The 20,596-nt window shown below is 57.0% G+C and carries 16 protein-coding genes; 9 read left to right on the top strand and 7 right to left on the bottom strand.

Annotation, left to right across the window (positions count from 1 at the left end; genetic code table 11):
• Positions 1 to 400: 400 nt before the first annotated feature.
• Complete coding sequence (gene dnaA, locus HMPREF3160_RS05585; RefSeq protein ID WP_035755733.1) at positions 401 to 2,137, bottom strand: chromosomal replication initiator protein DnaA; 1,737 nt, start codon at positions 2,135 to 2,137, stop codon at positions 401 to 403.
• 588 nt (positions 2,138 to 2,725) lie between these two features.
• Here dnaA and rpmH point away from each other — a divergent pair.
• The 8 genes from rpmH (at position 2,726) to HMPREF3160_RS09670 (ending at position 10,217) form a co-directional block, all read left to right on the top strand.
• Positions 2,726 to 2,863 (top strand): 50S ribosomal protein L34, encoded by a 138-nt coding sequence (gene rpmH / locus HMPREF3160_RS05580; protein WP_035755734.1) that lies wholly within the window; start codon positions 2,726 to 2,728, stop codon positions 2,861 to 2,863.
• A 72-nt stretch (positions 2,864 to 2,935) separates the two neighbouring features.
• Entirely contained in the window at positions 2,936 to 3,292 is a 357-nt protein-coding gene (rnpA, locus tag HMPREF3160_RS09675; protein WP_083285471.1) for a ribonuclease P protein component, read from the top strand.
• Positions 3,186 to 3,854: a membrane protein insertion efficiency factor YidD gene (gene yidD / locus HMPREF3160_RS10320; RefSeq protein WP_370977480.1), complete on the top strand. Its 669-nt coding sequence runs from the start codon at positions 3,186 to 3,188 to the stop codon at positions 3,852 to 3,854. The genes rnpA and yidD overlap by 107 nt, the downstream gene beginning before the upstream one ends.
• Positions 3,851 to 4,822 (top strand): membrane protein insertase YidC, encoded by a 972-nt coding sequence (gene yidC / locus HMPREF3160_RS05570; protein ID WP_035755736.1) that lies wholly within the window; start codon positions 3,851 to 3,853, stop codon positions 4,820 to 4,822. Before yidD ends, yidC begins: the two co-directional genes overlap by 4 nt.
• Positions 4,822 to 5,406 (top strand): Jag family protein, encoded by a 585-nt coding sequence (locus tag HMPREF3160_RS05565; RefSeq protein WP_035755738.1) that lies wholly within the window; start codon positions 4,822 to 4,824, stop codon positions 5,404 to 5,406. Before yidC ends, HMPREF3160_RS05565 begins: the two co-directional genes overlap by 1 nt.
• The gene (gene rsmG / locus HMPREF3160_RS05560) at positions 5,406 to 6,167 is read left to right on the top strand and encodes a 16S rRNA (guanine(527)-N(7))-methyltransferase RsmG (RefSeq protein WP_083285470.1); all 762 of its coding nucleotides are present in this window, start codon (positions 5,406 to 5,408) and stop codon (positions 6,165 to 6,167) included. The genes HMPREF3160_RS05565 and rsmG overlap by 1 nt, the downstream gene beginning before the upstream one ends.
• 118 nt (positions 6,168 to 6,285) lie before the next feature.
• Positions 6,286 to 7,086 carry a ParA family protein gene (locus HMPREF3160_RS05555; RefSeq protein WP_070491389.1) on the top strand — a complete coding sequence of 267 codons (801 nt, stop codon included), beginning with the start codon at positions 6,286 to 6,288 and terminating at the stop codon, positions 7,084 to 7,086.
• Positions 7,087 to 8,672: 1,586 nt separating this feature from the next.
• Positions 8,673 to 10,217, top strand: a complete 1,545-nt coding sequence (locus HMPREF3160_RS09670) for a ParB/RepB/Spo0J family partition protein (RefSeq protein ID WP_083285469.1) — start codon at positions 8,673 to 8,675, stop codon at positions 10,215 to 10,217.
• Between the two features lie 1,586 nt (positions 10,218 to 11,803).
• Here the strand turns inward: HMPREF3160_RS09670 and trxA are convergent.
• The 5 genes from trxA to HMPREF3160_RS05525 all read right to left on the bottom strand — a co-directional run bounded on the left by trxA (position 11,804) and on the right by HMPREF3160_RS05525 (position 17,766).
• Positions 11,804 to 12,127, bottom strand: coding sequence for a thioredoxin (gene trxA / locus HMPREF3160_RS05545; protein WP_070507522.1), 324 nt, complete (start codon positions 12,125 to 12,127; stop codon positions 11,804 to 11,806).
• Between the two features lie 139 nt (positions 12,128 to 12,266).
• The gene (trxB, locus tag HMPREF3160_RS05540; RefSeq protein WP_035755745.1) at positions 12,267 to 13,211 is read right to left on the bottom strand and encodes a thioredoxin-disulfide reductase; all 945 of its coding nucleotides are present in this window, start codon (positions 13,209 to 13,211) and stop codon (positions 12,267 to 12,269) included.
• 292 nt (positions 13,212 to 13,503) lie between these two features.
• Entirely contained in the window at positions 13,504 to 15,384 is a 1,881-nt protein-coding gene (locus tag HMPREF3160_RS10015) for a hypothetical protein (protein ID WP_070491311.1), read from the bottom strand.
• Between the two features lie 119 nt (positions 15,385 to 15,503).
• On the bottom strand, positions 15,504 to 17,225 hold the full coding sequence (murJ, locus tag HMPREF3160_RS05530) for a murein biosynthesis integral membrane protein MurJ (RefSeq protein WP_083285466.1): 1,722 nt from the start codon (positions 17,223 to 17,225) through the stop codon (positions 15,504 to 15,506).
• The gene (locus tag HMPREF3160_RS05525; RefSeq protein WP_083285482.1) at positions 17,215 to 17,766 is read right to left on the bottom strand and encodes an NUDIX hydrolase; all 552 of its coding nucleotides are present in this window, start codon (positions 17,764 to 17,766) and stop codon (positions 17,215 to 17,217) included. The genes murJ and HMPREF3160_RS05525 overlap by 11 nt, the downstream gene beginning before the upstream one ends.
• Before the next feature lie 113 nt (positions 17,767 to 17,879).
• Between HMPREF3160_RS05525 and HMPREF3160_RS05520 the strand changes: the two genes are divergently transcribed.
• Positions 17,880 to 19,292: a CCA tRNA nucleotidyltransferase gene (locus HMPREF3160_RS05520; RefSeq protein ID WP_083285465.1), complete on the top strand. Its 1,413-nt coding sequence runs from the start codon at positions 17,880 to 17,882 to the stop codon at positions 19,290 to 19,292.
• A 97-nt stretch (positions 19,293 to 19,389) separates the two neighbouring features.
• On the opposite strand, the gene HMPREF3160_RS05515 is transcribed toward HMPREF3160_RS05520, so the two are convergent.
• Positions 19,390 to 20,475: an inositol-3-phosphate synthase gene (locus HMPREF3160_RS05515; RefSeq protein ID WP_035755750.1), complete on the bottom strand. Its 1,086-nt coding sequence runs from the start codon at positions 20,473 to 20,475 to the stop codon at positions 19,390 to 19,392.
• Positions 20,476 to 20,596 lie beyond the last annotated feature (121 nt).

Below are 20,596 nucleotides of genomic sequence, written 5' to 3'. Positions count from 1 at the left end.
TCACTCTTGTGCTCAAAAGTCACACAGGGCACGTGTTTAGCCTACCTGGTTCAAATAACTTGTTCACTGAGATTTAGAAATCAGCCTGTAGGGGCATGTAGTTCGAGCCGGGTCCGGTCGAATCACAAAATGTAATTTGGATAGATGTTTAAAGGTGGGAGGAGTAGTAACCGTTGTGGAGTTTGTGTAAAACCCGTCAGATCCGCATGATTCAGCTATCCACTGAGTGTGGATAAAGTGTGGAGAACTCTAACGCATTATTCCCATCACTGTGAAGCATATAAGAGTGAGCTAGGACTATGCGAAGCGAAAGGCATGTTACCCACAGTTATCCACAGCTCTTTGCACATTTCTTGCGGATAACTACAAAATATTCGGATTTAACCGCGTAGTTACAGGGTTAATCCCGCTGCTGCTGGCGCATCGTATTGGTCAGTTCCGTGACCTGGTTATAGATCTCGCGCCTCTCAGCCATCAGCTCACGGATCTTGCGCTCAGCATGGATCACAGTTGTGTGGTCGCGTCCGCCCATCAACTCACCGATCTTCGGAAGCGACATCTCTGTCAGCTCACGCAACAGATACATCGCGATCTGCCGTGAGGTAACCAGAGCCCGGGTACGCGACTTGGAATTGAGCTCAGCCACTGTGAACCCGAAGTACTCGGCAGTTGTGTGAATGATCGTTTCAGGCGTCAGCGTTTGCGCGCCCTCATCCGTGACAAGGTCCTTCAGCACATGTTCGGCCACTTCTAAAGTGGCGGGCTGTTGGTTCAACGAGGCATATGCCGTCACGCGAATTAATGCGCCCTCAAGCTCACGGATGTTCGTTGAGATTCGCGAGGCGATCGCTTCCAAAACCTCGGGAGGCACCGAAAGATCTTCAGCCTCAGCCTTCTTACGCAGAATCGCGATACGCGTCTCCAGCTCAGGCGGCTGAATATCAGTGGTCAAACCCCACTCGAAGCGCGAACGCATGCGGTCTTCAAAGCCTGAGAGTTGCTTGGGCGGCAAATCCGAGGTGATCACAACCTGCTTGTTGTGGTTGTGCAACGCGTTGAACGTATGGAAGAACTCTTCCTGAGTTGCGTCCTTGTTCGCAAGGAACTGGATGTCGTCAATCAGCAGGATGTCTACGTTGCGGTACATCGCCTTGAAGCTAGTGCCCTCGTCATCACGAATCGAGTTGATGAAGTCGTTCGTGAACTCTTCCGAGTTGACGTAGCGCACCCGGATTCCGCGATACAGATCGCGTGCATAGTGCCCGATGGCGTGCAACAAGTGGGTTTTACCGAGCCCCGAACCCCCGTATATGAAAAGTGGGTTATATGCCTTAGCGGGCGCCTCCGCTACAGCCACGGCCGCGGCGTGGGCGAAACGGTTCGATGAACCGATCACGAACGAATCGAAAACGTATTTAGGGTTCAGCCGCCCAAATTCCGCCGATGTCGATGGGGGCTGCGGCACGGCACGGCCAACCGGAAGCATGGCTGAGCCAGATGCCGCGCCCTGGCTCGCATCGAGCCTTTCAGCCGCGCGTTGGAAACGCTGCACATCCGCTTCTGCACGCAAGAATTCACCGTTATCGTGCGGCTGTCTCGATGTGTCCTCGTGCTCAAGAGGGTAAGGGGCAATTGTCTGATAGCGGTTGCTATCAAATTCCTGGTGGTTGAAGTTCTCGCGCGGCCGCTCAGCTGCGGCATACTCGCCGCGGTCATCATATTCACCGCGATCGAACCGACGGCGCGGATCCACATTCGAAGAAACGGGGTGTGGATCCAGGATTTGCAGCTCGTTGGCGGGGGAGACCTCGTTGCCGCGGTAGCGGTCGGGGCTTTCCGCAACTGAGGTATCCGCATCGTCAGCACGGGTTTCGATGGTTGCATCGATTGAGAAAGCGCACAGCATGTCCTGACCAAAAACGGTGCGCAGAGCATCATCGAGCGGTTCACTCAGCACGCTTTGCAGAGTGTCGCGAGTCAATTCGTTAGGGACAGCTACCAGGAACGTGGTTCCAACACGCCCCTGTGGTTGCGCTAATTCGAGGTAGCCGCGCTGACGGGGTGTAACGCGCGGGTCTGCACGCAACTCTTGGACCACTTTCCGCCACTGATCGGCGGTTGCGTCCTGAGTGCTCATCCCAGTTTCCCTTCTGTTAGCGCATAGATGACGTGAACGGTGCGATCAGGCGGGGAGTCAAGAAAGGACTCGGCGCCGACACAGCGAACACACAGCTGAGACTACGGTACAGCCTGTGCAAAAGATAGACCCCAACGGCACTACCGTACCCGTACCCACCACAGGTTGACGAACTTATGCACAGGAAAATGGGGATAACTTGGACTGTAAACGCAAGTAATCCCCAGAGTTCTCCCCAGGCTGTGGATAACTTTCGTGAACAGGGTGTGAAAAGAATGCCTAATTAAGGTGATTTGAGTTGTTTCGTGCATGCAGCTGCGCACATCAGCGTGATTCACTTAACCCGGGTTTGACCCGCAACAATCAAACTGGCTACACTGGATCAGTTCCGTGCGTTGCGGCGTGCCCAAAAGGTGCATCCGCGAACCTGACAATGAACTGGCCAAACGGATACAACATCGTCCCGGTTAGTCCTCGTTAGAGCACGGTTGTAAACGTGATACAACGCATCCATCCCGTTACATTCCTCAGGCACAACCCCTCAGGCACAGCGGGCGATGCCCTAACTGACGTCTCGGAGTGTTCAACGTGACCAAGCGGACTTTCCAGCCGAATAACCGCCGCCGCAGCAAGAAGCACGGCTTCCGCCTGCGCATGCGCACCCGCGCCGGCCGCGCAATCCTCTCGACCCGCCGCAACAAGGGTCGCAAGAGCCTCTCTGCCTAACCCGCTCGAGCCCGCGTCCGGAACCACACGGTAACCGGACCAGCTCAAGCGAACCCAACAACGGGTGTTTTCGTGCTCCCACAACAACATCGAGTACGCAAAGGCAACGAACTGCGAAACGTAATGCGTTCCGGTACCCGTAAAGGGTGCCGGAACGTCGTTGTCTTCGCTAGACCTACCAACAACCCGGTTCCACGCTTTGGATTCATCGTCTCCAAAAAAGTAGGAAACGCGGCAGTACGAAACCAAGTCAAGCGTCGACTACGCGCCAGCGCATGGGAGATCATTAAAGAAGGCATCTCAAACCACGACGTGGTGGTACGTGGCCTACCCGCCGCAGCGCACGCAGACTACAACACCCTCAACACCGACCTCCGCAACGGACTACGCAGAATCGGGGTGGACATCAGTGGCACGCAACAAAAATAGACGCACACCACACACCCACCTCAACCATGCCTGCGCAACGGAATCAAACTCAACCCGACAGCACAAAGCAGCTGAACAGTGCGACTCAGCCGAACAGCGCGGCTTAGCTGAACAACACAGTTCAGCGGAACTTCACAGCCGCAATGATGAGCGTAGCCTTGCCGAGCAGCTGGGTCCCGCACCCATCGTCCCTGACAACCAGGCACCCGCAGTACCGTGGTGGCGCCACATCGTGGACATCCCACGCAACCTCATCATCGGCTTCATCAAGTTTTGGCGGCTAGCCATCTCCCCGCTCTACGGAGATGTGTGCCCCTACTATCCAACCTGCTCCGCCTACGGGCTAGAAGCAGTAACAAGCCACGGCGCCATCAAAGGCTCGTGGCTCACCGTATCGAGAATCGCTCGATGCCACCCATGGACCAAAGGGGGAATCGACCCGGTGCCACCCGGCAAACGGATTTGGCCAGAGTCGAAGGCACCGAAGATCATGGTGTTAAACCATCCCCTGAATTCATCTCAGCCGCACACCGCGGCTAAGGAGCAAAGCGGCGCTTTATGAATTTCTTTAACTGGCTTCTGACCCCATTCCGCTGGGTCATGTCCTTCCTCATGGACATGTTCCACAGCTTCTTCACCCTGATTGGGATGGACCGGGACTCCGGCTGGACCTGGACTCTCGCGATCGTGCTGGTCACGGTCACGGTCCGCGCCGCTTTGATCCCTGTGTTCGCACGCCAAATCCGTGCCCAGCGCGCAATGCAGGTTGTGCAGCCAGAGCTACGCAAGCTCCAGCAGAAATACAAGGGCAAACGAGACCAGCTTTCGCAGCAGGCGATGCTTGCCGAACAGCGTGCACTGTTCAAGAAGCACAACACCTCGATGTTCGCGTCCTGTATGCCGCTGCTGATTCAGATGCCGTTCTTCTTCGCGCTCTTCCAGGTGCTGAACGGCTCGACTCACGCGGCTAACGCCAACGAAAACATCGCGGCACTCTCCGCAGAGAAAGTCCGCTCCTTCCACGACGCCACGATCTTCGGCGCCCGCCTCTCCGACACCTTCGTTGGCACGCTCGGTAGCGGCTCACCTAAGGCATCCGTGATCATCGTCGCGATCATCCTGATCATCGCGATGGTCGCCCTCATGTTCATCACGCAGCGCCAGCTGATGACCAAGAACATGACCCCTGAATCCCAGCAGGGCCAGTTCGCACGCCAACAGCGCATGATGATGTACTTCCTGCCAGTGGTCTTCGGTATCGGTGGTATTAACTTCCCACTGGGTCTGCTGGTTTACTGGACTGCAACCAACATGTGGGTACTGGCCCAGCAGATGTGGGTTATCAAGCACAACCCAACGCCTGGTTCGCTTGCCGAAAAGGAACTCAACATCCGCCGCGCCGCACGCGGTCTTCCGCCCATCGGGCAGAAGGATGCACCTGCAAAAGAAGAGAACACTAAAACAAATCAGACGCACGTGCGTGGCCAGCGTATCCAGCCGCAGCGTAAGAACCGGAGGAAGCGTAAGTGATGAATAACGAACAGTTGCAGGACCTCGAAGTCACCTCCGAAAATGACGCCGAGCGCGCCTCGGATGATGCCCAGCCTGAGCGTGAAACCGGTAAATCCCTCACGATGCAGCGCCTCGAAGAAGAAGGCGACGCCGCAGCTGACTATCTCGAAGAACTCCTCGACATCGCTGACTTGGATGGCGACATCGACATCGAGGTTCGTGGCGGACGCGTCTACGTTTCAGTAGAAACCGAAGATGACGATGCGGACCTTCAAGAACTCGTGGGCCGCGACGGCCGGGTCTTGGACGCCCTGCAGGAACTAACCCGCCTGGCAGTTCTGGCGCACACCGGCCAGCGTTCACGTTTCGTTCTAGACATTGCCGGCTACCGCAAGGAACGCGCCGAAGAACTCAAGGACATCGCGAAGAAAGCTATCGACGCCGTCAACGAGACAGGTGAGCCGGAATCCCTGGAACCGATGACCCCGTATGAACGCAAGATCGTTCACGACGTCATTGCGGAAGCTGGGCTTGTTTCCGAATCTGAAGGTGAAGGCACCCGCCGCCACGTCGTCGTGCACCCTGCTGAGGACGCGAGCTAATGACTCCACAGACCAACGGTGAGCAGCATCGTCCACAGGATGATGAGCAGCGCCGTCCCGGTACTGGCCCGGAAGGCCCGCGGGTTGATTCCTCGGAGATCGCGGTAGCTCCTGAAGATGCACCGCGACCGAGTGAGCAGGAGCTTCCCGCGGTTGAACACTATTTTGGTGACCGCGCGGGGCTCGCTCAGAGATACGTGGGGCATCTGGCTTCCACTGGTATTGAGCGTGGCCTGCTTGGTCCACGCGAGATCCCTATTCTGTGGTCGCGGCATGTTCTCAACTGTGCTGCTTTGGCCGATGTGATGCCCGAAGGCGCACTGGTTGCTGACGTCGGTTCCGGCGCTGGATTGCCGGGTATCGTTTTGGCTCTAGCGCGCCCTGACCTGACTCTTGTCTTGATTGAACCGCTACAGCGCCGTTGTCAGTGGCTTGATGAAGTGATCGAGGACTTAGGCCTGAGCGACCGAGTCGATGTGGTTCAGGCTCGCGCCGAACAGATGGTCGAAACCTTAGATGTTGATGTGGTGACGGCCCGCGCAGTGACTGCGATGCGTCAGCTGGTTCCTTTGACTCTTCCTCTGATGCGTGGGGGAGGGGAGCTGATCGCGTTGAAGGGCCGTTCGGCTGCGGCTGAGGTTGAAAAGGCTGCGAAGGTGATCCGGAAATATAAGGGCCGCGATGTCCGGATTGAAACTGTGGGTGAGGAATGGCTCGCCGAGCCGTCAACCGTAGTGCGGATCGTGGTTGATCCTCGATAAGGTTGAACTCTGAAGGTTATGGATGAGAGGCGCAGGAATGCTCGATAATAATCAGGCCGGCGACAATATTTCTGGTGATTCGAATTCTGCCGCTGAGGTCTCTTTTCCTGCAGGCGATATGAAGCGTCCCGAAGCGACCCGCGTTATTACGGTGAGCAACCAGAAGGGCGGGGTAGGGAAAACCACCACAACCGTGAACCTGGCTGCCGCGCTTGCTTTAGAGGGCATGCAGGTTCTGGTGATCGATAACGATCCCCAGGGTAACGCCTCCACCGCGTTGAATGTTCCTCACTCTTCTGAAGTTCCCTCGACCTACGACGTCCTGATTGAGGGGACACCCTTGTCTGACGTTGTTCAGAATTGCCCTGACGTGGACAACTTGGTTGTTGCTCCTGCGACGATCGATCTTGCTGGCGCCGAAATTGAGTTGGTCTCCCTTGAGGACCGTAACGTGCGGTTGGCTACAGCTATCCGGGACTACGCCGAGTACCGTGAGGCCAACGGCCTCCCTCGTCTTGATTTCGTTTTCATTGACTGCCCGCCGTCGTTGGGTCTGTTGACGGTTAACGCTTTCGTTGCAGCGCGTGAGGTTCTGATCCCGATCCAGAGTGAGTACTATGCACTCGAGGGTTTGAGCCAGCTGTTGAGCAATATCGAGTTGATCCGTGAGCATCTGAACCCTGAGCTTGCGGTGAGCGCTATCTTGTTGACCATGTACGATGGCCGCACCAACTTGTCCTCGCAGGTTGCCGAAGAGGTTCGGGGGCATTTCCCTGATCAGGCCCTAGATTCCGTGATTCCACGTTCGGTGCGTATTTCAGAGGCGCCAAGTTTCCAGCAGACTGTGCTGACGTATGACCCGACGTCCACTGGCGCCTTGGCATATATCAACGTTGCGCGGGAACTTCTGAACAAATAAAGCATTTTTACTTGAGTGCACTGTTGATCCGCTGTCAACAGTGGATTCCTTGATCGAGTCCTTTTACCTGACCTGCCCTAAGGGTATCCAAGGCGCAATTTCCGTATTTCGGCTCACTTCTCGGCCATTCGAGTCTTTCGGAGCGTTTCACGTGAAACGCGGACCTACGGATACAACGCGTCTACGAGTACGACGGACTCATGAATGCAACGCGCTTCTGAATGCGGCGGGCGCATCAATGCGATGGGCGCAGATCGGAACCTTTCGAACCGGCAGGGGAGCGGACGGAATCCATAGTGGTTTGCTGCAGCGTGGAGTCAGTTCTATTAGCTTTCACGCGTTCATAAGCTGATCCGGAGGTAGAGCTGTAGATAGTTAGACTTCGGATACATGCTGTAGGGATTCTCCGGGCGTCACTGGAGACATTGACTCGTCGAGGTAGATGCCGCCTAGCTGGTGAATGGCTCTGGTCTAACTAGCTGACTGCGTATGTGCACTAGTTCTCTGGTCTAAACGATGCCAGTGGGGTAGGAGGTTCCCTTCCGACCTGCACGATCCATGCACGTAGCTGTTGAGCCAGGTGAGTAGGCTCCGGTGTGCGTGAGTGCTTCTGAACAATAGGCAGACAATCTTCCCGGTTGTTCGGCTTTCTGTCCTTGAAGCCCGGCGTTCTTCAGTAACGGCAGGAGCGTAGTTCTTGTTTCCGCAGGAACGTGGCAACTAGGTGATGTTATGAGAACCCGGTGATGCTGAATGCCAGTGCCCGTTTCACGTGAAACGCAGGGAGTAGAGTGGTTAGCAGGTAAGCGACAAGGCGAATTGTTGCAGCGTTGCAACGCTAACTGAAATAGGGTCTTGTGCGTTTGAAGGCGTCTCAGTTCTCGCGCACATGACCTCAGAGAGCTATGCGGGGACGCCTGCAACGAAGGGGATCCCTGCCTACTTACCATATGCAGTTAGGACGGGCGCAAGGTGAGAGTAGACGCAGCTTCTTGGCTACTTCCTGCCAGAATCTTTGGTTCACGCCATTGTGAGCCTCTAGTCACCTCAACCTGTTCACGTATCTCTCACGTCATCCTTCAAACCATGTTTCACGACATCCTTCACCCATCTGTTACGACATCGTTCCCACCGCGAGAGAGGGTGGGACTAGTCCGCCGACGTAGCCCATGCCGAGACAGAGGTTGCATAAAAACGCGCCTATCCCGGTGTCAAGGAGGAACGACAACACCGGCGTACATCAGCCGCAGCGGCAGCAAAGTCGTCCTGGAGAACCGGGATCCGCAAGACTGCAAGTACGTTGCCGGGCCGCCTTTGTTAACCGCGCTAAGCGGAACGATGTCCCGGCACATTACATTTGTCCTGTAAGTACACGAAACGCTGCGAGAGATAAACGTGCTCGTTGGACCGTTTCACGTGAAACCCAGGCATGAAACTAGCCGCCAATAGGGATGGAATCCGTATGAGGCGGAGCCCACGGCTCACTGTACTGACCAGAAAAGATGTCTTGCGGGGAAACCTGCCGAATCCAAGGCCGCGATTAGCGCCAAAGCGGATAAACTAGTTGCGAGCGAAGGAGCGTTTAGATGGCCACACCACGTAGGCGCGGTCTCGGTAGGGGACTAGGTGCACTCATCGGGGCGAGCACCCCGCAGCAATCCGCCAGCGAAACTACAGCGAACAACGAAGATACAGAGCAACAAGCCAAGACCCGTACAGAGGCTGCGAAGGACGTGACTCGTACGAAGGCATCTTCTCAGTCCTCGGCTACATCTGCCGAGACCGGGTCTAAAAAGTCGAAGACTCAAGCAACACAAAAGTCTTCCACCCCTAAGGCAAAATCTGCGACGACCAAGACAGGTAACGCTCAGGCGTCGCAGAGTAAGCCCACGTCGACCAAAGATGATGCGAAGGCAACCAAGAGTGAGGCGCGTACACCCGCTGCGAAATCTATAGCAAGCAACACAACTGGACGCTCTAAGGCGTCTGAGGTTTCACGTGAAACGCAGGCAACTTCAGCCTCCAATGTCCAGGGTGGTAAATCCGCGCGGAAAGCAACGGGGGATAAAGCTAACCACAAGCGGCGCCCTGTGGACTTCTTCTTCACCACCGAGGCGGATCGCAGCACTGAACATGATTCAGTAGACGGCAGTGGCGCCCACGAGACTAGGCGAGACTCGCGATCACGAATGTCTGTACCAGACGTGCTCTCGACTCGGAGTCAAGAGAGTGTTTCACGTGGAACGAGAGGCTCTGCTGGTAGCGGCGACATTGAGACGGCGACGGCAGGTGACGACTTAGTTGCAGTGCCAGGCGCGACGTTCAGCGAAATTCCCGTCGATGACATTCACCCGAACCGTAAACAGCCGCGGCAGGTATTCGACGAAGAAGAACTCGCTGAGCTAGTTCATTCGATCAAAGAGATCGGCCTGCTTCAACCGGTAGTCGTGCGGCCTTCACGCGAAGAAGGTGGACCACGGTATGAGTTGGTGATGGGTGAACGCCGCTGGCGCGCCACCCAAGAAGCAGGTTTCGATGTCATCCCTGCCATTATTCGGGAGACCGATGACTCTGACCTGCTCAGGGACGCCCTGCTCGAAAACCTTCACAGGTCTCAACTCAACCCGCTTGAAGAAGCAGCCGCGTATCAGCAGTTGATGGCTGAGTTTGAGTGTACTCAGGAGGAGTTGTCTGAACGCATCGGTCGTTCCCGTCCTCAGATCTCCAATACGATCCGGTTGCTACGCCTGCCAGCGTTGGTACAGCGCCGTGTGGCCGCAGGGGTTCTCTCGGCAGGTCATGCGCGCGCCATCCTGGCCCTGAGCAGCACCGAGGATATGGAAAAGCTGGCGCAACGTGTAGTCAACGAAGGCCTTTCTGTACGTGCGACTGAAGAGCTCGCTCAGGCTACTGAACGTCAGGGTGAGCCTCAGAAACGTCGGAAGGTTGCTGAGCCTCGCAGGCAGGAGCGGTTGGACTTCTTCGCCAACCAACTCCAAGACCGGCTCGAGACTAACGTCAAGATCACGCTTGGCGCCCGCAAGGGTAAGGTGCAAATTGACTTCGCCTCAGTTGATGACCTCAACCGCATCATGGGCATCATCAAGGGCGAGACAGGTCTCGGAGAGTAGCTCTTGTATTGCCCGCGTGAGTCCTTGACTGACGTGTTGACCGTGAAACGAGGTAGGGCCTGGTTCGGAAGCTATCCGAACCAGGCCCTACCTTTTGTGTCCCATAGTGGTGATGTGTCGTGACCGTATTGATGTGGTAGTTCCGCCTTCCGCTTCTTGGTGGATGTTTCAGGACATCGTTCCGCGTTGTGCGGTCAGCAAAGACGGCTAGGGAACGTCTCTGCAGTATTGCGGATTCCGGTGTTCCCAGGGCTGTTTTGTTCCGGTTGCCGCTACTGCACACTGATGTATTCGTTGTTCCTGACCGCCGGGACAAGCTCATTTTGCCGCCGCCCGTGTCTTGACGTGGGATGCAATGACGGAAGGCTCGCACCTCGCCTCGTGATGTGAACGATGTCGTGACACATGGGTGAAGAAGTCGTGAGACGTGATTGGAAGGGTGTCATGAGAGATCTCTGGGGTGGACAGGGTGGTTGCGAGTGAACCCTGTCGGGAAACCAAACACTTCTCAGACCTGCACATTGTTGCTGCAGTGGGTCATGACCTCAACACATTGATCCGTGCCATTGACTTCATAGTTGCAGACGGTGTGGATCCCGTTGTATGAAATGAGCGCCCACCGAGATACGCGGTAGCAGGGGAGTGGTTGTTTCATGTGAAACATTGGACGCGGATTGTCCGTCGGGCAGCGTTCAGATTCTTCATGAGGCAAGGTGTGCCGGCCGTTCCTGGCAACCACGTCGACGCAGGACCACGCAGCAACACGCAGAATCTGGTTTCCAGGACAGAAGTAATGAGTGGCGTCGGCAGTGCACATCAACTGCAGATACAACAGAAGAAGACTGTTAGCCAGCACGAAACAGAATGTACTGAGTCGCGTCATCGTTACGCTATGCGAGGCGAGCATAGGTTGCGTGGAATATCAGAAGCGGTACGTTCGAGGCCGATGCGGGGGAGTGGTAGAGGCGCCGGATAAGACAGGACGAAGGAACGCTGGGCCAGTACATGGCGGCTACATCAGCTAATAGGACCGGCGCCTGTCTGCAGATAGCACTGTCACTCACGCGTCCTGATTGCCAGTCTTTCGTGGGCGTCCACATGCGTGCGCACTCGTACCCGTGTGCCCAGACCAAGTTCACGCTGTGAAAGCTGAAGAAGGCACAAACAAGTGATTGCAAGCGACGGTCGAACAAGCCAGGCTCGTTGCACATACAACAGGGTCTCTCCATCGACGCGCAGGCCAAGTAGGAGACACGGAAAGGAACGGAGTATCGGGGCGGCTCAATGCCTCAGTATAGAAGGCTCAGAACACAGACGCCGAACAGAAGGCTCCGAACAGCAGACTCAGAACAGACAACTCAGAACAGCAGACCGGAGCAGAAGGGTCGGAACGGAGGGTCGGTTAGGAACGCGATTGCGTATGCGAAGCGAGTGGATAAGAAATGAGGGAGTCAGTTCCCACTGGAACTGACTCCCTCGTGCATGTTTACGTTTCACGTGAAACGCTAGCTAGTATCCGCCGTGTTTCACGTGGAACAAAAGACCGGCCGAGCTGGGCATGTTTCATGTGAAACAAGCCCGGTCGATTAGATGTAGTCCTTGAAGGCGTCGAGCAGCTGAGCCTTTGGCTTCGCACCGATAGAGGTAGCGACGTGCTGGCCACCCTTGAAAGCGAACACAGCAGGGATCGAGGTGATCCCGTACTTCGCGGCGATACCTTGGTTCTCGTCAACGTTGACCTTGACTACCTGCAGCTTCTCTCCGTTCTCTTCCTGGATCTCCTCGAGAACCGGTCCAAGGGCGCGGCAAGGGCCGCACCATTCGGCCCAGAAGTCCACCAGAACGGCCTTCTCATTCTTGAGGACCTTCTCCTCGAAATCTGCTTCAGTTACATCAATAACGTTGCTCATATCTACTCCTAAAACTCGATGGGAAAAGATTGTTGGGTTCGGGACAGACGCACGCTCTACCAGCGAGGCGGCTGCGGAACTGTGTACAGATCTCTATGTACGGAACTCGGTGTACAGATCTATGGGGGGAGAGTGCGGCCTAGCTCTCCTTCAGCGAAGCCAAGTAGTGCTCCACGTCAATGGCTGCGGTACAACCAGAACCTGCAGCCGTGATGGCTTGCCTATAGGTTGGGTCCACAACATCACCCGCAGCGAATACGCCAGGAATCTTGGTCTTAGAGGTACGGCCTTCAACTGCGATAGTGCCCTCGTCGGTGATATCGAGCTGCCCGGCAACCAACGAAACGCGAGGATCGGAACCAATAGCGATGAAAACGCCAGATGCGTCCAGTTCACTCTCCGCGCCCGTCACCGTGTCACGTAGACGAACACCTGAAACCTTGTCATCACCCAGAATCTCTGTGACTTCGCTGTTCCACCGAACTTCGATGGAAGGATGGTTCAGTGCCCGATCAGCCATGATCTCCGAGGCACGGAACGAATCACGGCGGTGAACGATCGTAACCTTGGAAGCGAACTTCGTCAGGAAGAGCGCCTCCTCCATGGCAGAATCTCCGCCGCCAACAACAACGATCTCCTGATCACGGAAGAAGAAACCATCGCACGTGGCGCACCAGCTCACACCATGACCGGTGAGTCGCGTCTCCGACTCCAGCCCAAGCTCACGATACGCCGAGCCAGAAGCGACAATCACAGAACGCGCCTGGTAGATAGTGCCGTCACTGAGCACAACCTTCTTGACCTCGCCATCGAGCTCAAGAGCGGTAGCGTCATCGTAGATAACTTCAGCGCCAAAGCGTTCAGCCTGCTGCTGCATATTCGTCATCAGATCAGGACCCATGATCGCTTCAGGGAAGCCAGGGAAGTTCTCGATCTCAGTGGTCTTCATGAGCTCACCGCCGGCGTCGACGGAGCTCGCAATAACGATCGGTTTAAGATCAGCGCGGGCGGTATAGATCGCTGCCGTGTAACCGGCAGGACCGGAACCGACAATCACCACATCATGAATCTTTTCAGTGCTCACCTAACATGGCCTTTCATAGAGGACCCACCCGTCATGGGTCCCACGGTACTGACCGGCAGCCGCACATGACGTTACAAAACCCTAGGAGGACCGCCCAGCGTGGGCAGAATGCAACGCCAACACAAGCTGCGCTCACTCGTTAATAGAAACAAGAAACGCAGGTGAGCTATTCCAGAGCGGAAACGAATAACGCGCCCACAGTGCTAGTCCACTGAGGCGCGTTATCCATTCTGATGTGCTGAATCTACAAAGTGGTCCAGCACGGCGTCCACGGTGTCGCGGAACGGTACATTTACTCGACGTTGATCTCTGCGACAGTGAAACCATAAGGGCGTCCAGAAGGGCCACCGCTAGCAATCTTTGGAAGCTCGGTAATGTTGACGAAAACATACTTCCCTTCAACGCCTTTACCGAGCCCGGCTTCTAGGGTTGGGCCAGAGAACGAGCCTGAATAGGCTTCCTTAGCATCAGAAATGTTCTCCGTGTCACCCACTAGAATCTGCATGTTTCCGCCAACACCATTCAAGCCCTCAAGCTTGACTTGCTTGACAGACGCGGTCTCTTCAAGCTCCAGAACCAAAGCCATCGACTGAGCGTAGTTACCGAACTGCGGCGTGGTGTAGCTGTACGTCTGATAGGACGTCGCTAGCGAGCCATCGATCGCCTTCGGCAACTCGCCGTCAGTATCCGCATTCAATTCAGGCGCGCCAGGAACCAGACGGCTGATGGACTGAACAGCCGGTTTAACTTCCTTCTCCTTTTCCTTCTCGGAAGGAGATGGAGACTCAGAACCCCCTGAGTTCTCCGGCTTCTTCTTGTTCTCCTGAGAAGCAGAAGCAACAGGTGCCGGGGATTCCTTGTCTTTGGTGAGGTTTCCGACAGCGAAGACGACACCGCCGATCATCAGCAGGCCAAGCAGACCCCCGACGATCACACGGGTCAACTTGTTGCCGCTATCTTCCGGTTCAGCATCTTCGAACGCCTGCGACTGAGTGCCATCTGCGGAAGCGGCCGCGCCGCTTGCGCCCGCGCCAGCACCCGCAGCAGCTCCGGCACCGAACGCCTGGCGTGGGAAACGAGATGCAGGACGCATCTCGCCATCGCGCTCAGAAGCTTCACGGGCGGCACGCGCATCTGCATCCTCACGGCTTTCACGCATGCCAGGGGTGACGATGGGGTTCATCTCAGTCGGGACATCAGCGAAGTCAAAGCCGCCGAACCCAGTGAAACCACCCGCGGCTGCGCCCCCGCCAGTACCCCTTCCATCAGTACCCCTGCTACCGCTGCGACCGGTACCCCGACCAGTGTCCCGGTTCCGTGCGGACTCCTGGGAAGCCTCGCTGGCTGAGGTGGGCACGCTCGCGATCGGGCCGCTCTGATAAGAATCAGAAGCACCGGCAGACGATGGCTCAACAGGTGGAAGCTCCGAGGAGCCTAGGTTCTCGGGCTGAGTCTCGTGTGGGTCGCTGATCGCTGGATGCTGCGATCCAGCCCCAGCCCCGGCGTCACTGCCAGTGCCAGTGCCGGCGCTACTGCCAGTCCCGGCGCCAGAACCTGCACCGGCGCCAGAACCTGCACCTGCCGCTGCGCCAGCGCCGAAACCTGCTGCCCAGGCGCCGGAACCCTGCTCGTCATTGCTCTCATCATCGGTGTCCCAGGAGTCGTCGTAGACTTCCTGATTCCTGTTGCGGCGGTTGCGGAACCGGCCGGCGAAACCTGAGAACAACGGTTTGCGGGCTTGTTCGTGGGCGAGTTCTTCGTAGTATTCGGCGTCGTCGTCGTAGACCTGTGGTTCGTAGGAGCGGGATTCGCCGAAGATCTCGGAACCGAGTGTGTCGGTCATGAACGGTTCAACGTAGGGAGTGCCGTTCTCGATGACCAGGTCAAGCATGTCTGCCGCTTCAGCGTCAGCGGCGATGAGGTAGGTAGTGGACTGACTGATGCCGAGGTCGAGGACCTTCACCGGGGAGGGCCGGGTTTCGATCGCGATTTCGCGGGCGGCTACGGCGAGTCGGGTCGCGTTATGCGGTGCCGCAGTGAGGATGGAGACGGCGCGGTTGAGGACTTGGTCGGTGCCTGCGTACACGCGGTCGCCTTCTTCGGTCGCGACGATGAGCTCGCCAACCTGATAGCGCCCGCCTAATACGGTGCCGCTGTCGATCTCTTCCGACACGTTTACTCCTCGAACTCGACCAGCCTTGCCGGTCCTGGTTGGTGTGCGGTGCGGCTGGTGCGTTTGTGTTGGAAACTGTTTCTATTGTTCATGCTACCGGGGAAGTTCCTGCGGATGTGTTAGCGCGAAACCTTGAGTTTGCGCAAAACAGGGGCGAGGAAGTCGTCGAGTTCTGGGATGCGTGCCAGTTTGAGGATTCCGAGGTAGGCGGCGAGCATCACGATGCCGGTCATGCAGATGGTGGCGATGGCTGGCAGGTATCCGCTCCAGGCCCACCCGTAGTCGTAGGCGCCGAAGCTGTAGGCCAGTGTTGCTCCGATGAGGCCGGCGCCGACGGCGCACCACCCGATTTTGATGTATTGGTCCATGACGTGCCCGGCCCCGTAGTGGCCGTATTTTTTACGGATGGTGAGGTGGGCGACGATGGTGAGTGAGATGTGCGCGATGGGGAATGAGATGCACAGGGCTTGTGCGCGGATTTCCCATGGCACGCTGTAGGCGACCAAAATGGCGGCTGCCAGGGTCAGCGCGGAGTAGAACACCTGCAACAACATCGGGGTAAAAGTATCTTCTTTTGCATAGAAGACGCGCATAAGGAAGAAGTTATAAGACTGCCACGGAAGCCCCAGCGCCATCAAAAGAATCAACGTCGCCGTTGCGGAACCGGCTGCCGCGGACTGCACGCTGGTACCGCCGAAAAGCCTTCCAAGCGGACCAGCCAAAACGACCAAAGCGACCGTTGAGAACAGCATCGGGATGGCGATGGTCCTCAGGCCATGCGAAAGCAAGTGGCCTACGTCCTTGTCGCGTTTCTCGCTGAACGCGTTGCTGAACTCGTTGAACAGCACGGTAGCCAGCGATAGCGCGAAAAGGCTGTGGGGGAGGACCACAATCAACTGGGCCTGATTGAACGCGGTTTCACCAGGGATGGACGGGTTGCCTTCACGGACCGCGGTTGCGCCGGAGACGACCTTACCGGTGTAGAGGTTGACGATGTTGCCAAGCGCCATGGCTAACAGAGTCCAGGCAGCCATCTGGCCGACTTTACGCAGGCCCATTCCGCGGAAGCGGAAGTCAGGACGTAGGTTGAGCCCGAGCCGTTTCAATGGCCAGAACAATATGAGCGCTTGCGCTGCCACGCCCAGGGTTGCGCCACCGGCAAGCACCACGGTCTGGTGGGTGGTCCAGTTGGCGAAGTACAGATCAGAACGGCCGGTATAGGCGCCGAAGAAGAATATGTAGATCGCTAATGAGGCGACCTGGATGACGTTGTTAGCCACAGGTGCCCACATGTAGGCGCCGAAGCGGTGGTGGGCGTTCAAGACCTGGCCCACAACGGCGTATACCCCGTAGAAGAAGACCTGCGGCATGCACCAATAGGTGAATACGGTTCCGAGCGCGATCATCGCTTCTGACCACCCGGAGGACAAGATTCTTGTGAGTGTGTGGGCGCTGGCGGTCAAGACTGCGGTGAACGTAGCCATCACGAGGATCGTGAGCGTCAGTAGCTTGGACGTGTATTCGCTGCCGCGGTCAGCGTTCTTTGACGCTTTGATCAGCTGCGGCACGAGGATGACGTTGAAAACGCCGCCTGCCAGCAGCATGAAGATGATCGTGGGCATCGTATTCGATTTCTCGAAGATGTCTGCCACGTGGGTTGTTGAGCCGATCGCGATGGCGAGCATCGCGGTGCGCATGAATCCGAGTACCCGGGAGATGAGGGTACCGGAGGCCATGAGGGCGACTGCTTTGCCTCGGCGATTGGATGCGCCTGCGCTTGTTTCGTTTCCGAGGTCGGGGGTCTTGGACTGTGCGGAGGCGTTAGTGCTCTCAGAGCTCATGCGTCTCGATTACCTCTCGGGCCATTTCGGCGATTCTGCGTTCGTTGAGGAAGGTGAGTCGGCGCGGGAGCTCGACTAGGGGGACCCAGTCCACGTCAACAGCCTCATGGTCTGGGTCGTTTTCGATGGTGAGTTCGCCACCGGTTGCTATAAGAAGGAAGTGGTGAACGGTTTTGTGGACCCTGTATTGGGGGACCATGAACCAGTAGTCGATGGATCCGAGGGGCACGAGGATTTGCCCTTGGATGCCGGTTTCTTCAGCGATTTCGCGTACTGCGGCTTGTTCGTGTGTTTCTTGGCCTTCTGGGTGTCCTTTAGGTAGACACCATTCGAGGCGGCCTGCGCGGTTGTAGCGCGCAATGATGGCTACGCGCAGGTCAGGGGAGTCGGGATCGATGACGATTCCGCCTGCGGATACCTCTTCAACTGTTGGTGTTGAGGGGGATAAACGCTGTGATGCCCGCAGTGTGCGGGTACGTTCCCACGCCAAAGCAGCCGTCAACGGCGTGCGGCGCTGTGGGTTCGGAACGTGGTCACTCATATCGGACACTTTAGCTAATACAGCTTGAGGCTCTCAGGGTGCCGTGCCGTTTAGAGGTAATTTTGGTTGGCTCGGCTCGGGTTCTTTCCGCGATATCTGGAAAGATAAGGAGCGTGATTCAGCTACGTGATGTGCAGTTGCCGGCGCTTGCCCTTGAGTTGGGTGAGCGGTTTATTGCTGCCGGTTTTGAGTTGGCGCTGGTTGGTGGGCCGGTGCGTGACCTGTTTTTGGGGCGGGCGGCACCTGATTTGGATTTTACGACGAACGCGACTCCGGATCAGATTCTGGATGTGGTGCGTGGTTGGGCTGAGGCGACGTGGGATGTGGGCCGTGAGTTCGGCACGATCGCTTTGCGTAAGCGTGGTGAGGATATTGAGATCACTACGTATAGGGCTGATGTCTACGATGCGGGTTCGCGTAAGCCGCATGTGCGGTTTGGTGAGAAGCTCGAGGATGATTTGGCTCGCCGTGATTTCACGGTCAATGCGATGGCGTTGCGGTTGCCTGCAGGTGAGTTGGTGGATCCGTTTGGTGGGCGCGCGGATGTCGAGGCCGGGGTTTTGCGTACCCCGTCTGGCCCGGAGATTTCGTTTTCGGATGATCCTTTGCGGATGATGCGGGGCGCCCGTTTCGTGTCTCAGCTGGGTTTTGAGTTGGCTGGGCCGGAGCGTTCGGCGATGCAGCAAATGGCAGCGCGCTTGGAGATTGTCTCTGCTGAGCGGGTTCGGGACGAGCTGAATAAGTTGATGTTGGGTTCTGATCCGGCCTTGGGCTTGCATGTGATGGTGACAACGGGTTTGGCTGACTATGTGCTCCCTGAGTTGCCTGCGTTGCAGATGGCGACGGATGCGAATCATCACCATAAGGATGTGTATCAGCATTCGTTGACTGTTTTGCGGCAAGCGATCGAGCATGAGGGGACGTCTGCTGGCGATGCGGTGCCTGGCCCTGACCTGGTGTTGCGTTTGGCTGCACTTCTGCACGATATCGGTAAGCCGGCTACGCGCCGGTTCGAGAACGGTGCGGTGAGTTTCCGTAACCACGAGGTTGTGGGCGCGAAGATGGCGCGTAAGCGTTTGCGTGCGTTGCGTTATGACAATGCGACGATCAAGGCCGTGGTGCGGCTGGTTGAGTTGCATATGCGTTTTTATGGTTATGCGGATGTCGCGTGGTCGGATTCTGCGGTGCGCCGTTACGTGAATGATGCCGGTGATGTTTTGAGCCGCCTACATTTGCTCACCCGTTCTGATGTGACGACGCAGAATCGGCGTAAGGCTGAACGGCTTGAGCATGCCTATGACGATCTTGAGCGCCGCATCGAGGAGCTCGCCGAGCAGGAGGCGTTGGATGCGATCCGCCCAGACCTGAATGGGCAGCAGATCATGGAGATCCTAGACATCAAGCCGGGCCCTGTTGTGGGGCGGGCCTATAAGTTCTTGCTTGAGAGGCGCCTGGACCGCGGGCCGGTTTCAGAGGAGCAAGCGAAACAAGAGCTGCTCGAGTGGTGGGCTGAACAGGACGCCTAGGCCAACTACTTACAGCGATGAGGGGCGCCACCAACTGTTGGTGGCGCCCCGCATCGTTCTCCCTATCGGCCGTTGCCCTGGGGCCAAGACTTCAAGTTTAGGAGTCTTTTTCGCCGCGGATGAAGGCTTCGACGTCGGCGTGTGCTTGTTCGTCGTTGACCTGCACTGGAGGCGACTTCATGAAGTAGGAGGAAGCTGAAAGCAGCGGGCCGCCGATGCCGCGGTCCAGGCCGATCTTCGCGGCGCGGATCGCGTCGATGATGACACCAGCGGAGTTAGGGGAGTCCCACACTTCGAGCTTGTATTCGAGCGAGACCGGGGCATCGCCGAAGTTGCGGCCTTCGAGGCGTACGAAAGCCCACTTGCGGTCATCGAGCCAGCCAACATAGTCGGATGGGCCGATGTGAACGTCGCGTTCGGCGAGCTTCGCGGACGTGTTCGAGGTGACGGCCTGGGTCTTGGAGATCTTCTTGGATTCGAGGCGTTCACGCTCGAGCATGTTCTTGAAGTCCATGTTGCCGCCCACGTTGAGCTGGTAGGTGCGGTCAAGGATCACGCCGCGGTCTTCGAAAAGCTTGGCCATGACGCGGTGCGTGATGGTTGCGCCGATCTGGGACTTGATGTCGTCACCGACGATGGGCACGCCGGCTTCACGGAACTTCTCGGCCCATTCGGTGGTTCCGGCGATGAACACTGGGAGCGCGTTGACGAACGCGACGCGGGCGTCAATGGCACACTGGGCGTAGAACTTATTTGCTTCCTCGGAGCCGACAGGCAGGTAGGAGACCAAAACGTCAACGTCGGCTTCTTTGAGAGCCGCGACGACGTCAACTGGTTCTTCGGTGGACTCTTCGATGGTCTCGCGGTAGTACTTGCCGAGGCCGTCGAGGGTGTGGCCGCGCTGGACCGTCACACCGGTTTTCGGGACGTCGCAGAGTTTGATCGTGTTATTTTCGGATGCTTGAATCGCGTCGGCGAGGTCGAGCCCAACTTTCTTGGCGTCAACATCGAATGCCGCAACGAAGTTCACATCGTTGACGTGGTAGTCGCCGAACTGCACGTGCATCAGACCCGGGATGGTCTGGTCTACTGCGGCGTCTTTGTAGTATTCAACGCCTTGCACGAGCGAGGTCGCACAATTGCCGACGCCCACGATAGCGACGCGGATTGCGTTATCCGACACGGAAACCGTCTCCTTGGAAATAGAGAATAAAGGCACCGCGAAAGCGGCACTTGAGATCTGCGCTCAGTTTAGTTCATGGCCCGCGCAAAGTTCGTCTATGTCACAGGGTGCAACACGACGT

The organism is Arthrobacter sp. HMSC06H05 (assembly GCF_001807395.1).
In the GTDB taxonomy this organism is placed as follows: domain Bacteria; phylum Actinomycetota; class Actinomycetes; order Actinomycetales; family Micrococcaceae; genus Pseudoglutamicibacter; species Pseudoglutamicibacter albus.
Note: the sequence above shows the minus strand (reverse complement) of the source record. Positions and strands in the feature narration are given on the sequence as shown.